Source organism: Streptomyces sp. NBC_00691 (assembly GCF_036226665.1).
Taxonomy (GTDB): Bacteria; Actinomycetota; Actinomycetes; order Streptomycetales; family Streptomycetaceae; genus Streptomyces.
The window spans coordinates 3,293,110-3,306,133 of sequence record NZ_CP109007.1 but is presented as its reverse complement, the minus strand read 5'-3'; the positions used below and the strand labels follow the sequence as shown (position 1 = coordinate 3,306,133).

Genomic DNA, 13,024 nt, shown 5'->3' with positions numbered 1-13,024 from the left:
GATGAGCGCGGCCGGAGTCGCGCTGATGCTCGGCGGCGCGGGGATCATGATTTCCGCCGGCCCCGCCCAGGCCGCCGAGGTCTCGTACAAGACGGAGTGCATCCCGCCGTCCATCTCCGGGCTTCCGCCCGTGCAGGGCACGACGAAGGTGCAGATCACGGCACCGGCGGAGGCCAAGGTCGGCGACGAGGTCGAGATCGTCTGGAAGACGGTCCAGGCCGCGTCGAAGAACCCCGACGTGCTCGATCTCGGCAAGGACACGGTCAAGCCGACCGGGTCGCTCACCGTGGGCGGCGCGGGGACCGGCACCGTCGCGATGGAGGGACCCCGGCAGAACCCGCCGATCCCCAAGAACAGCCCGATGGTGCTGCCCGAGATGAAGGGGAAGCTGAAACTGACGAAGGAGGGCGAGATCACCCTCACGCCCGACAAGTACACGATCAACGTGTCCAAGCCGCTGTCCACGGACACGAAGTGCGCGCCGAAGGAGACCGTTCCGGTCGGCGCCACGATCAAGGTCACGGCCGGCGGCGGCACCACGACGGGCGCCACGAACGGCGGGTCCACGACGACCACCGGCGGTACGACGACGTCCGGCGGCAACACGAGCGGCTCGACCACCACCGGCGGCTCGACCACCACCGGCGGCTCCTCGACGACGTCCTCCGGCGGATCCTCCACCTCGGGCTCCGGCTCGGCCTCCGGCGGATCCTCCAGCGGCGGGGGCGGCGGTGAGACGTCCTTCCCCGGTGAGGAGGTCGCCGTCACGTTCGGCTGCACGGCACCCGGCCCGGACCCGATCAACGGCAAGGTGACGATCGACGCCAAGAAGAACGGCGGTGTGTACGACCTCACGGTCAAGACGGCCAAGGGCGTCATGAACAGCCCCGCCGCCCTCCCCGCGGGAGCCCTCAAGGCCTCCATGGCGGTCAAGGTCGGCGGAGCCGACAACGGCACGGTGAACGTCTCGGGACCCCCGAACCCCACCGCGCTGAAACTGGGCGACCCGGTGAACCTGCCGGACATGAAGGGCACGTACAAGCCCGGAGCGACCGGCAAGTCCACGCTCAGCCCCGGCACGCTGACCATCAAGGTCACCCTCGGCACGTCGAACATGGACATCCCGTGCCAGGTGAAGGGCGCCGTCAAGGCCTCCCTCGAACTGGACACGAGCAAGCAGGCCGGCGGCGCCTCGGGCGGCGACGGCTCCGGCTCGGGCAGCGGCTCGGGTTCCGGCAGCGGCAGCGGCAGCGGCTCCGGCGGCTCCGACGGCGGAAACCTCGCCGAGACCGGTGCCGAGGACGACGGCGCCCTGCGCGCCCTCGCCCTCGTCGCGGGCACGGTGATCCTGCTCGGCGGCGCGGTGTTCACCTTCACCCCGTGGGCGCGCCTCAGGCGCTGACGCGGGGCGGAGACGGCGGAGGGCCGCCGCACCGGATCGGTGCGGCGGCCCTCACGGCCGTGCGGGGGAGGTCAGTGGACGCTGCCCATGAGGCCCTGGACCTTCTTGCGGTACATGTAGATCGCCAAGCCCGCCAACACGGCCAGGCTCGCCTGCATGGCGATGATCCCCGTGCCGTTGAGGTCGACACCGGCCAGCGAGAGCAGACCCGTGGTGCAGTCGCCCGCGGTGACGGCGAGGAACCACACGCCCATCATCTGGGAGGCGTACTTCTGCGGCGCCATCTTCGTGGTGACGGAGAGGCCGACCGGGGAGAGGCACAGCTCACCGATGGTCTGGATCATGTAGATCGAGACCAGCCACATCGGGGAGACCTTGGTGCCGTCGCCCGCCATGTTCATCGGGACGACGAAGACGAAGAAGGACGCGCCGACGAGAACCAGACCCATCGCGAACTTCACGATGGTGTTCGGCTCCTGGTTCTTGCGGGCCAGCCAGAGCCACAGCCACGCGAAGACCGGGGCCAGCGCCATCACGAAGAGCGGGTTCAGCGACTGGTACCAGGTGGCCGGGAAGCCGAAGCCGAAGACGGTGCCGGCGGTCTTGTCGTCCGCGAACAGCGACAGCGTCGAGCCGCCCTGGTCGTAGATCATCCAGAAGATCGCGGCGGCGACGAAGAACCAGATGTAGCCGGTCATCTTCGACTGCTCGGTCTTGTCGAGGTCCTTGTCGCGCTTGATGCGGACCAGGACGGCGACTGGGATGATCAGGCCCGCGAGGGTGATCGGGACCAGCGCCCAGTTCAGGGTGTACATGCCCAGGCCGACGATCACGCCGTAGAAGGCGGCGGCGAGGACGACGACCAGGGAGACCTTGACCAGGATGCCCTTGCGCTCGGCCGGGCTGAGCGGGTTCGGGACGACGTTGCTCTTGGCGCTGAGGTTCTTCGTGCCCGTCAGGAACTGGAGCAGGCCGAGACCCATGCCCACCGCCGCGAGGGCGAAGCCGAGGTGCCAGTTGACCTTCTCGCCGACGGTGCCGACCACGAACGGCGCCACGAAGGCACCGAGGTTGATGCCGACGTAGAAGAGCGTGAAGCCACCGTCACGGCGCGGGTCGTCCGGTCCGTCGTAGAGGTGGCCGACCATCGTGGAGATGTTGGCCTTGAGCAGACCCGAGCCGGCGGCGACGAGCGCCAGACCGACGAAGAACATCGCCTGGCCGGGGATCGCGAGCGAGGCGTGGCCCGCCATGATCACGAAACCGGCGATGGTGACGGTCTTGCGGGCGCCCCAGACGCGGTCGCCGAACCAGCCGCCGGGCATGGCCATCAGGTAGACCATCGAGACGTAGACGGAGTAGATCGCCGTCGCCGTCGCCGCGGTCATCGCGAGGCCGCCACCCTGACTGCCGGTCGCGGCGTCCGCGCCGCCGGAGACCAGGTACAGAACGAGAAGTGCCCGCATGCCGTAGTAGGAGAAGCGCTCCCACATCTCGGTCATGAAGAGGGTGGCCAGGCCGCGGGGGTGGCCGAAGAACGTCTTCTCGGAACCGGGGGTTCCGGCCGAAGCCGTCGTCAGGCTGGACGCCATGTCGATCCTTGCTCTGTCGGGACGCGCGCCTTGTGAGCGTGGTGCGCCCGGTGGGGGAGGCCGGCACCGGCGGAATCGGAGTGGACTCCGCCGGGATCCACGCCCCGGGAGATGCGTCTTCGCGTCCCGGGACCCGGCCCACAGGTCATTCACTGTCCTCAAGGTTCGGCTGAGCCGACCTCACGCAGAAAGAGGACCTTGGCGCGCGAAGCTGGCCAAAGGTCCCCGATTACCGCTACAGACGTCGAGCCACCATACGACACGACAGTGCCGGATATGGAAGGACTTGAGAGATGGATCACAGGTGAGTATGCAACCGGAGAGGGTCATTCGAAGGTCATGTGCAAGATACCCACAAGATCCCCAGGGTTCCCTCCGTCCCCGTGGATCACGCCCCGGCCTCCCACCCGTGCGGACTACCATCACCCCATGACCCGTGTACTGCTCGCCGAGGACGACGCATCCATCTCGGAGCCGCTGGCCCGCGCCCTGCGGAGAGAGGGGTACGAGGTCGAGGTCCGCGAGGACGGCCCGACGGCCCTCGACGCCGGACTCCAGGGCGGCGTGGACCTGGTCGTCCTCGACCTGGGCCTGCCCGGCATGGACGGCCTCGAGGTCGCCAGGCGACTGCGCGCCGAGGGCCACGCGGTCCCGATCCTGGTGCTCACCGCCCGCGCCGACGAGGTCGACACGGTCGTGGGGCTCGACGCGGGCGCCGACGACTACGTCACCAAGCCGTTCCGGCTCGCCGAACTCCTCGCCCGCGTCCGGGCGCTGCTCCGGCGCGGCTCCACCGAGCCCGTCGTCGCCCCCTCGACCCACGGCGTACGGATCGACGTCGAGTCACACCGGGCCTGGATGGGCGACGAGGAGCTCCAGCTCACGGCGAAGGAGTTCGACCTGCTGCGGGTCCTGGTCCGGGACGCGGGCCGGGTCGTCACCCGGGACCAGCTGATGCGCGAGGTCTGGGACACCACGTGGTGGTCCTCCACGAAGACCCTGGACATGCACATCTCCTGGCTCCGCAAGAAGCTGGGCGACGACGCGGCGAACCCCCGCTACATCGCCACGGTCAGAGGCGTCGGCTTCCGTTTCGAGAAGAGCTAGCACGGGCCCGTAAGGTCGGGAACGTCTCCCGTTCCCGCCCGGAGGGCAACCGTGCGCCGCCGCCTCATCAACTCCACCCTCGCCGTCGTCCTCGTGGTCATCGCCGTCTTCGGCGTCTCCCTCGTCATCGTCGAGACCCGCACCATCTCCAGCAGCGCCCAGGAGAGCGTGGACCTGGAGGCGCTCCGCATCGTCTCCATCGTCGACAGCCGGCTCATCGGCGGCGAACCGGTCAACCCGGACATCCTGTCCGAGCAGAGCGGCGCCAAGCGGTACGCCCAGATCCACATCCCCGGCCGCGACACGATCGAGATCGGCACCCGCCCGGAGGGCGACGTCACCCGCGGCACCGCCCGGGGCGAGCGCGGCGAGACCGTCGTCGTCGAGGAGTCCCGCTCGGCGGTGACCGCCGAGGTCGGCCGCACCCTCATGATCATCGGCGCCGTCGCCCTGCTCGCCGTCGTCGCCGCCGTCCTCCTCGCCGTACGGCAGGCCAACAAGCTGACGTCCCCGCTCACCGACCTCGCGGAGACCGCCGAGCGCCTCGGCTCCGGCGACCCGCGGCCCCGGCACAAGCGGTACGGGGTGCCCGAGCTGGACCGCGTCGCGGACGTCCTGGACGCCTCCGCCGAACGCATCGCCCGGATGCTCACCGCCGAGCGCAGGCTGGCCGCGGACGCCTCGCACCAGCTCCGTACGCCCCTCACCGCCCTCTCCATGCGCCTGGAGGAGGTCGCGCTCGCCGACGACCTGGACACGGTCAAGGAGGAGGCGACGATCGCCCTCACGCAGGTCGAGCGGCTCACCGACGTCGTCGAGCGGCTGCTCACGAACTCCCGCGACCCCCGCACCGGCTCCGCCGTCGCCTTCGACCTCGACGAGGTCATCAAGCAGCAGATCGAGGAGTGGCGGCCCGCCTACCGCAGCGCGGGGCGGGCCATCGTCCACTCCGGCAAGCAGGGCATGCGGGCCGTCGGCACCCCGGGCGCCGTCGCCCAGGTCCTCGCGGCCCTGATCGAGAACTCGCTCATGCACGGCGGCGGCACCGTCGCCCTGCGGACCCGGGTCACCGGCAACCAGTCGGTGATCGAGGTCACCGACGAGGGCCCGGGCGTCCCAGCCGACCTCGGCGCGCGGATCTTCGAGCGGGCCGTCAGCGGCCGCAGTTCCACGGGCATCGGCCTGGCGGTCGCCCGGGACCTCGCGGAGGCGGACGGCGGCCGTCTGGAGCTCCTCCAGCAGCAGCCGCCGGTCTTCGCCCTGTTCCTGAGCCGCGAGGTCCGCAGCGTGGCGGACAGGCAGCGGGAACGCCCCGTCCGCTAGGGCCGCCGTCACACTGCCGCGGAACGGACGAGACCCCCGGTCGGCGGTGCCGACCGGGGGTCTCGAGGAGCAGCGGTTCAGACGCGGTCCGGCTGCCGCCGGCTCGCCTGCCGGGGCGCCTGTTCCAGGAACGACTCGGCGGTCTGCACCGCCTCCTTCGCCGGCAGCGCGCGGAACACCCACGTGCGGTACGACCAGAAGCGGAACAGCGTGCCGATGCCGATGCCGAAGAACTTGAAGAAGTTGCTCGCGAGCGGGCCGTCCCAGCCGAAGCCGTACGTCGCCGCGTAGAGCACACCGTTCTCGATGACCATGCCGACGACGCTGAACAGCAGGAACAGCGACATCTCCTTGGTGCGTCCGGACTTGTCCCGGTCGCGGTACGTGAAGTAACGGAACCCCACGTAGTTGAAGACGATCGCGACCACGGTGGCGATCAGGCTGGCCCGGACCATCGGGATGTCCGTCGCACCCCTGACGACGTTGAAGACGCCGAGGTTCACCAGGACGCCGAGACCGCCCACGACCCCGAATTTGGCGACTTCCCGGGCGAGCCGGTCGAGTCGCGTGCGCAGCGCGCCGGGTTCACTCATGGTGATGGCTCTGTCCCGTCCGTCCGGATGACGTCCGGGTGACGTCAACCCAACCATGCTAACCAGCGCTCCTGTCACCCGCCCGTGTACCTCGGAAACCCCTGCCCGACCGGGCCCCCACCAGCGCTGTTCTTGTGGCAAACCACAGCCGGACGAGCGTTCGCGGATGGTGCGGATACCCTAAGAGGGTGACGTTCCCGGTAGTCGGCATGGTCGGTGGCGGTCAGCTCGCCCGAATGACCCACGAGGCGGGCATCCCCCTCGGCATCAAGTTCAAGCTCCTCAGCGACACCCCGCAGGACTCTGCGGCGCAGGTGGTGAGCGAGGTCGTCGTCGGCGACTATCGCGACCTGGCTACGCTGCGTGACTTCGCGCGCGGATGTGACGTGATCACCTTCGATCACGAGCACGTCCCCACGGAGCACCTGCGGGCCCTGGAGGCGGACGGCATCCCCGTCCGCCCCGGGCCCGACGCGCTGGTGCACGCCCAGGACAAGGGGGTGATGCGCGCGAAGCTCGACGAGATCGGTGCCCCCAGCCCCCGGCACCGCATCGTGGCGGACCCCGAGGACGCGGTGGCGTTCGCCGCCGAGGCCGGCGGCTTCCCGATCATCCTCAAGACCGTGCGCGGCGGCTACGACGGCAAGGGCGTCTGGTTCGTCCGGAAGCCCGAGGACGCCCGCGATCCCTTCCTGGCGGGTGTCCCGGTCCTCGCCGAGGAGAAGGTCGACTTCGCGCGCGAGCTCGCCGCGAACATCGTCCGCTCCCCGCACGGCCAGGCCGTCGCCTACCCGGTCGTCGAGTCCCGGCAGGTCGACGGCGTCTGCGACACGGTGATCGCCCCGGCGCCCGACCTCGACGGCGAGCTCGCCGGTCAGGCCCAGGAGCTGGCCCTGCGCATCGCCAAGGAGCTCGGCGTCGTCGGCCACCTGGCCGTCGAGCTGTTCGAGACCACCGACGGCCGCATCCTCGTCAACGAACTGGCGATGCGCCCGCACAACTCCGGCCACTGGACCCAGGACGGCGCGATCACCTCGCAGTTCGCCAACCACGTCCGGGCGGTCCTCGACCTGCCTCTCGGCGATCCGCGCCCGCGCGCGACGTGGACCGTGATGTGCAATGTCCTGGGCGGCGACTACCCGGACATGTACTCCGCGTACCTGCACTGCATGGCCAGGGACCCGCAGCTCAAGATCCACATGTACGGCAAGGACGTGAAGCCCGGCCGCAAGGTGGGGCACGTCAACACCTACGGCGACGACCTGGACGACGTGCTGGAGCGCGCGCGTCACGCCGCCGGCTATCTGCGAGGAACGATCACCGAGTGAGCAGCACGAGCACCGGCACCACCTCCGAGACCTCCACCGCCCCCGTGATCGGCATCGTCATGGGGTCCGACTCCGACTGGCCCGTCATGGAGGCCGCCGCGCAGGCCCTCGACGAGTTCGGGATCCCGTACGAGGTCGACGTGGTCTCCGCGCACCGGATGCCGCGCGAGATGATCGCGTACGGCGAGGAGGCCGCGGGCCGCGGCATCAAGGCGATCATCGCGGGCGCGGGCGGCGCCGCCCACCTGCCGGGCATGCTCGCCTCCGTCACCCCGCTGCCGGTCATCGGCGTGCCGGTGCCGCTGAAGTACCTCGACGGCATGGACTCGCTGCTCTCCATCGTGCAGATGCCGGCCGGTGTGCCGGTCGCCACGGTCTCCGTCGGCGGCGCGCGGAACGCGGGCCTGCTCGCGGCCCGCATCCTCGCCACGCACGACCCCGAACTGCTCGTCCGGATGCGTGAGTTCCAGCAGGAGCTGAACGACCAGGCGACCGAGAAGGGCAAGCGCCTGCGGGCCAAGGTCGAGGGCTCGGAGTCGTTCGGCTTCGCCAAGTGAGCGCCGTGGACCGGGCCTCCGGCGGCGCGGCCGCCCGCCTCGCCGAGGCCCGCGAGCTGCTCGCCGCCCACCCCGTCGCGGACGGCCACAACGACCTGCCGTGGGCCCTGCGCGAGCACGTCCGCTACGACCTGGACCGGATGGACATCGGCGCGGACCAGACCGGCGCCCTGCACACCGACCTGAAGCGGCTGCGGGCCGGCGGCGTCGGCGCCCAGTTCTGGTCGGTGTACGTGCCCTGCCGGCTGGCCGGCGACGACGCGGTCAGCGCGACCCTGGAGCAGATCGACATCGTCGACCAGCTCCTGGAGCGGTACGCGGGCGACCTCGCCCCGGCCCTGACGGCGGACGACATGGAGACGGCCCGCGAGGGGGGCCGCATCGCCTCCCTCAAGGGCGCCGAGGGCGGCCACTCCATCAACAACTCCCTCGCCACCCTGCGCGCCCTGCACACCCTGGGCGTGCGCTACATGACGCTCACGCACAACGACAACAACGACTGGGCGGACTCGGCGACCGACGAGCCCGGTGTCGGCGGTCTCTCCGCCTTCGGCCGTGCGGTCGTCCGCGAGATGAACCGCTCCGGCATGCTCGTCGACCTGTCGCACGTCGCCGCGACGACCATGCGGGACGCGCTCGACGCCTCGGCGGCGCCGGTGATCTTCTCGCACTCCTCGGCCCTGGCCGTCTGCGACCACCCGAGGAACATCCCGACCGACGTCCTGGAGCGGCTGCCCGCCAACGGCGGCGTCGCGATGGCCACGTTCGTGCCCAAGTTCATCCTCCCCGCGGCCGTCGAGTGGACCGCGCGGGCCGACGAGAACCTCCGGGCGCACGGCTTCGACCACCTCGACACCACCGCCGAGGCCATGAGGCTGCACCGGGCCTTCGAGGAGGCGAACCCGCGCCCGGTCGCCACCGCCGCCACGGTCGCCGACCACCTCGACCACATGCGTGAGGCCGCCGGCATCGACCACATCGGCATCGGCGGCGACTACGACGGCACGGCCTTCACCCCGGCCGGCCTGGACGACGTCGCCGGCTACCCGAACCTGGTCGCCGAACTCCTGCACCGCGGCTGGTCCCACCCGGACCTGGCGAAGCTGACCTGGTCCAACGCCGTCCGCGTCCTGCGCGACGCGGAGGCGGTCTCGCGCGAACTGCGGAGCCGTACGGCCCCGTCGAACGCGACGATCGACTCCCTGGACGCGCCGGGCGCCTGACGGCACGTGAACGGCCCGGAGCCGGGACGCCCCGACGGCACGGGGACGTCCCGGCTCCGGCGTTCACCCGGACGGCTCAGCCCGCCGAGCCCCCGCGCGGGCCCGGTGGCACGGTGGACGGTACCGCCCCGCCCGATTCGGCGGGGCGGTACTGCATCACCGAGTTGGAGTAAGACCATGGCGGAACTGCTAGACGACCATCCCACCCTCTCCACCGTCCCTGCCGCCGCCGGGGAGCCCGCAGCCCCAGAGCCACCCCCGCCGCTCGACGAGACGTCCCGCGCCCGGGCCATCCTGGCCGCCCAGCCCGTCGTCGAGGGACACACCGAACTGCCCCGGGCCCTCGACCCGGAGGACCTCCCGCCCGTCCGCGCGGCGGAGGCCGGAGCCCAGTTCTGGTCGCTGCGCGTCGGCCCCGGCGAGGACGCGGCGGGCGTCATCGGGACCCTGCGGCACATCGACGCCATCCGCGCGCTCGTCGCCGCCTGCCCCGAGGACCTGCGCCTCGCGCACACGACGTCCGAGATGGCCCACGCACGCAACTGCGGCCGCGTCGCCGCGCTGCTCGGCCCGGTCAGCTGGACGGCGCTCGGCTCCTCCGCCGCGACCCTGCGGGCGTACCACGCCCTGGGCGTGCGGGCCGTCGACCTCAGCCGCTTCGACCGCTTCGCCCGCGAGGCGGTACGGGAGATGAACCGCCTCGGCCTGGCCGTGGACCTGTCGGGCGCCGACCAGGACACGGTCCGCCGCGCCCTCGCGGTCACCCGCGCGCCCGCCCTGCTCACCAGGGCGGCCCCGGAGGGCCTGCCCGACGACGTCCTGGGCCTGCTCGGCGAGAACGGCGCCGTCTGCATGGTCACGGTGACCGAGGACCCGGCCGCCGGCGCGGACGTCCTGGACCGGCTGCGGTCGGAGGCGGGCGCGCACTGCGTGGGCGTCTCCCACACCACCGCCCCGGCCGTCGGCTACGTCCCGCTCTTCGCGGAGCTCCTCCGGCGGGGCTGGACGGCCCAGGAACTGGTCGGCCTCGCGCACGCCAACGTGACGCGGGCGCTGCGCGAGACGGAGTTCCTGGCACGGACGAACCGCATCAGGCCGGCCGCGGCCTGACGGTGCGCGCGGCCTGACCGTACGTGGAACCGGGCCGCAGGTACGGGAAGAGGGGGCGCCTGTCTCGGCGCCCCCTCTTCCCGTACTCCGGTGTCCGTCCTCAGGCCCGCGGCCGGCCCATCGCCCGGTACGTCCAGCCGGCCGCCCGCCAGCGCTCGGAGTCCAGCGCGTTGCGGCCGTCCAGGATCACCCGGGAGGCGGTGACCTCGGCGAGCGCCGCCGGGTCGAGCTCGCGGAACTCGCGCCACTCCGTCAGATGCAGCACCACGTCCGCCCCGCGCACCGCTTCGAGGGCGGAATCCGCGTATCCGAGGGTCGGGAAGAGACGGCGGGCGTTGTCCATGCCCTTCGGGTCGTAGACGGTGACCTGGCCGCCCTGGAGGTGTATCTGGCCCGCCACGTTCAGCGCGGGGGAGTCACGGACGTCGTCCGAGTCCGGCTTGAAGGTGGCGCCGAGGACGGCGACCCGGCGGCCCAGGAACGTGCTGCCGCCGAGGGCCTCGCGGGCCATCTCGACCATCTGGCCGCGGCGCCGCATGTTGATGGAGTCGATCTCGCGGAGGAAGGTCAGCGCCTGGTCGGCGCCCAGCTCGCCCGCGCGGGCCATGAAGGCCCGGATGTCCTTGGGCAGGCAGCCGCCGCCGAAGCCGATGCCGGCCCGCAGGAACTTGGGGCCGATCCGGTCGTCGTGGCCGAGGGCCTCGGCCAGTCTGGCGACGTCGCCGCCGGCGGCCTCGCACAGTTCGGCCATCGCGTTGATGAAGGAGATCTTGGTGGCGAGGAAGGAGTTCGCGGAGGTCTTCACCAGCTCGGCGGTCGGGAAGTCGGTCACCACGAAGGGCGAACCGTCCCCGACCGGCCCGGCGTACACCTCGCGCAGCAGCTTCTCGGCCCGCTCGCCCTCCACGCCGACGACGATCCGGTCCGGGTGCAGGGTGTCCTGGACGGCGAAGCCCTCGCGCAGGAACTCCGGGTTCCAGGCCAGCTCCACACCCTCCGGGAGCAGCCCCGCGAGCCGCTCGGCCGAACCGACGGGGACGGTCGACTTGCCGACGACCAGGGCCCCTTCGCGTACGACCTCGGCGAGGGAGCCGAAGGCGGCGTCCACGTAGCTCATGTCACAGGCGTACTCGCCGTGCTTCTGCGGGGTGTTCACACAGACGAAGTGCACGTCGCCGAAGGCGCCGACCTCTTCCCACGACGTGGTGAACCGCAGCCGGCCGCTGGAACCCTCGATGCCCGCCACGTGTTTCGCGAGGAGTTCCTCCAGGCCCGGCTCGAACATCGGGACCCGGCCGGAGGCCAGCAGCTCGATCTTCTCGGGGACGACGTCGAGCCCCAGGACCTCGAAGCCGAGTTCCGCCATGGCCGCGGCGTGGGTGGCGCCGAGGTAGCCGGTGCCGATCACGGTGATCTTGAGGGCCATGCGGGTCTCCAGTGAACGTCGGGCGGAATGCCTGCCTGAGCATAGTCGTGCTCTGGTCCGGGGCCGGGGTACGCCTTACGCTTTGGGTTACTTAACGGTAGTTAGCAAGCGTGGGAGTGAGTGAGCGTGGCGGGTTCTTCTGATTTCGACCTGTATCGGCCCTCCGAGGAGCACGACATGCTCCGGGAGTCGGTGCGTGCGCTCGCGGAGGCGAAGATCGTGCCGTTCGCCGCGGCGGTGGACGAGGAGGGCCGGTTCCCGCAGGAGGCCCTGGACGCGCTGGTCGCCAACGACCTGCACGCGGTGCACGTCCCGGAGACCTACGGCGGCGCGGGAGCGGACGCGCTGGCGACGGTGATCGTGATCGAGGAGGTCGCCCGGGCGTGCGGCAGCTCCTCGCTGATCCCGGCGGTCAACAAGCTGGGCTCGCTGCCGGTGATCCTGTCCGGCTCGGAGGAGCTCAAGCACCGCTACCTCGGCCCGCTGGCCAAGGGCGACGCGATGTTCTCCTACGCCCTCTCCGAGCCCGACGCGGGCTCGGACGCGGCCGGCATGAAGACCCGCGCGGTGCGCGACGGGGACTTCTGGGTCCTCAACGGCGTCAAGCGGTGGATCACCAACGCCGGTGTCTCCGAGTACTACACCGTGATGGCCGTCACCGACCCCGACAAGCGCTCCAAGGGCATCTCCGCCTTCGTCGTGGAGAAGTCCGACGAGGGCGTCTCCTTCGGCGCCCCGGAGAAGAAGCTCGGCATCAAGGGCTCCCCGACCCGCGAGGTCTACCTCGACAACGTCCGCATCCCCGCCGACCGCATGATCGGCGCCGAGGGCACCGGCTTCGCCACCGCGATGAAGACCCTCGACCACACCCGCGTCACCATCGCCGCCCAGGCCATCGGCATCGCCCAGGGCGCCCTCGACTACGCCAAGGGCTACGTCAAGGAGCGCAAGCAGTTCGGCAAGCCCATCGCCGACTTCCAGGGCGTCCAGTTCATGCTCGCCGACATGGCCATGAAGCTCGAAGCCGCACGCCAGCTCACCTACGCCGCCGCCGCCAGGTCCGAGCGCGTCTCCGCCGGCGGCGACAAGGAGGACCTCACCTTCTTCGGCGCCGCCGCCAAGTGCTTCGCCTCCGACGTCGCCATGGAGGTCACCACCGACGCCGTCCAGCTCCTCGGCGGCTACGGCTACACCCGCGACTACCCCGTCGAACGCATGATGCGCGACGCCAAGATCACCCAGATCTACGAAGGCACCAACCAGGTCCAGCGCATCGTCATGGCCCGCAACCTCCCGTGACGGAGACACACGAAGGGCGCCCCTCCCCGGCCGGGGAGGGGCGCCCTCTCCCGTACGGGTGACG

General features: G+C 71.1%; 11 protein-coding genes. 8 read left to right on the top strand and 3 right to left on the bottom strand.

Annotation, left to right across the window (positions count from 1 at the left end; translation table 11 throughout):
* Position 1 precedes the first annotated feature (1 nt).
* Complete coding sequence (locus tag OG392_RS14790) at positions 2-1,402, top strand: hypothetical protein (RefSeq protein WP_329279453.1); 1,401 nt, start codon at positions 2-4, stop codon at positions 1,400-1,402.
* 71 nt (positions 1,403-1,473) lie between these two features.
* Here the strand turns inward: OG392_RS14790 and OG392_RS14785 are convergent, their stop codons facing one another.
* Entirely contained in the window at positions 1,474-2,994 is a 1,521-nt protein-coding gene (locus tag OG392_RS14785) for a peptide MFS transporter (RefSeq protein WP_329279452.1), read from the bottom strand.
* A 429-nt stretch (positions 2,995-3,423) separates the two neighbouring features.
* Here OG392_RS14785 and OG392_RS14780 point away from each other — a divergent pair, with 429 nt between their 5' ends.
* Both OG392_RS14780 and OG392_RS14775 read left to right on the top strand, forming a co-directional pair.
* The gene (locus tag OG392_RS14780) at positions 3,424-4,101 is read left to right on the top strand and encodes a response regulator transcription factor (protein ID WP_329279450.1); all 678 of its coding nucleotides are present in this window, start codon (positions 3,424-3,426) and stop codon (positions 4,099-4,101) included.
* A gap of 51 nt (positions 4,102-4,152) precedes the next feature.
* Complete coding sequence (locus OG392_RS14775) at positions 4,153-5,424, top strand: ATP-binding protein (protein WP_329279447.1); 1,272 nt, start codon at positions 4,153-4,155, stop codon at positions 5,422-5,424.
* Positions 5,425-5,501: 77 nt separating this feature from the next.
* Here OG392_RS14775 and OG392_RS14770 read toward each other — a convergent pair whose 3' ends face one another.
* Positions 5,502-6,017, bottom strand: coding sequence for a GtrA family protein (locus OG392_RS14770; RefSeq protein ID WP_329279445.1), 516 nt, complete (start codon positions 6,015-6,017; stop codon positions 5,502-5,504).
* 188 nt (positions 6,018-6,205) lie between these two features.
* Here OG392_RS14770 and OG392_RS14765 point away from each other — a divergent pair, with 188 nt between their 5' ends.
* The 4 genes from OG392_RS14765 (at position 6,206) to OG392_RS14750 (ending at position 10,235) form a co-directional block, all read left to right on the top strand.
* Positions 6,206-7,345: a 5-(carboxyamino)imidazole ribonucleotide synthase gene (locus tag OG392_RS14765; protein ID WP_329279443.1), complete on the top strand. Its 1,140-nt coding sequence runs from the start codon at positions 6,206-6,208 to the stop codon at positions 7,343-7,345.
* A gap of 59 nt (positions 7,346-7,404) precedes the next feature.
* Positions 7,405-7,902, top strand: coding sequence for a 5-(carboxyamino)imidazole ribonucleotide mutase (purE, locus tag OG392_RS14760; protein WP_329287271.1), 498 nt, complete (start codon positions 7,405-7,407; stop codon positions 7,900-7,902).
* A complete protein-coding gene (locus tag OG392_RS14755; RefSeq protein WP_329279441.1) occupies positions 7,899-9,125 on the top strand; it encodes a dipeptidase in 1,227 nt (408 codons plus the stop codon). The genes purE and OG392_RS14755 overlap by 4 nt, the downstream gene beginning before the upstream one ends.
* 177 nt (positions 9,126-9,302) lie before the next feature.
* Positions 9,303-10,235, top strand: coding sequence for a membrane dipeptidase (locus tag OG392_RS14750; RefSeq protein ID WP_329279439.1), 933 nt, complete (start codon positions 9,303-9,305; stop codon positions 10,233-10,235).
* 100 nt (positions 10,236-10,335) lie between these two features.
* On the opposite strand, the gene OG392_RS14745 is transcribed toward OG392_RS14750, so the two are convergent.
* Positions 10,336-11,661, bottom strand: coding sequence for a UDP-glucose dehydrogenase family protein (locus tag OG392_RS14745; protein ID WP_329279437.1), 1,326 nt, complete (start codon positions 11,659-11,661; stop codon positions 10,336-10,338).
* Positions 11,662-11,787: 126 nt separating this feature from the next.
* Between OG392_RS14745 and OG392_RS14740 the strand changes: the two genes are divergently transcribed.
* Positions 11,788-12,960: an acyl-CoA dehydrogenase family protein gene (locus OG392_RS14740; protein ID WP_329279436.1), complete on the top strand. Its 1,173-nt coding sequence runs from the start codon at positions 11,788-11,790 to the stop codon at positions 12,958-12,960.
* Positions 12,961-13,024 lie beyond the last annotated feature (64 nt).

Bases quoted from the DNA above. Each gene is read 5' to 3' on its own strand.
- OG392_RS14790 (WP_329279453.1), top strand. From the start codon at position 2: ATGAGCGCGGCCGGAGTCGCGCTGATGCTCGGCGGCGCGGGGATCATG.
- OG392_RS14785 (WP_329279452.1), bottom strand. From the start codon at position 2,994: ATGGCGTCCAGCCTGACGACGGCTTCGGCCGGAACCCCCGGTTCCGAG.
- OG392_RS14780 (WP_329279450.1), top strand. From the start codon at position 3,424: ATGACCCGTGTACTGCTCGCCGAGGACGACGCATCCATCTCGGAGCCG.
- OG392_RS14770 (WP_329279445.1), bottom strand. From the start codon at position 6,017: ATGAGTGAACCCGGCGCGCTGCGCACGCGACTCGACCGGCTCGCCCGG.
- purE (WP_329287271.1), top strand. From the start codon at position 7,405: ATGGGGTCCGACTCCGACTGGCCCGTCATGGAGGCCGCCGCGCAGGCC.
- OG392_RS14750 (WP_329279439.1), top strand. From the start codon at position 9,303: ATGGCGGAACTGCTAGACGACCATCCCACCCTCTCCACCGTCCCTGCC.
- OG392_RS14745 (WP_329279437.1), bottom strand. From the start codon at position 11,661: ATGGCCCTCAAGATCACCGTGATCGGCACCGGCTACCTCGGCGCCACC.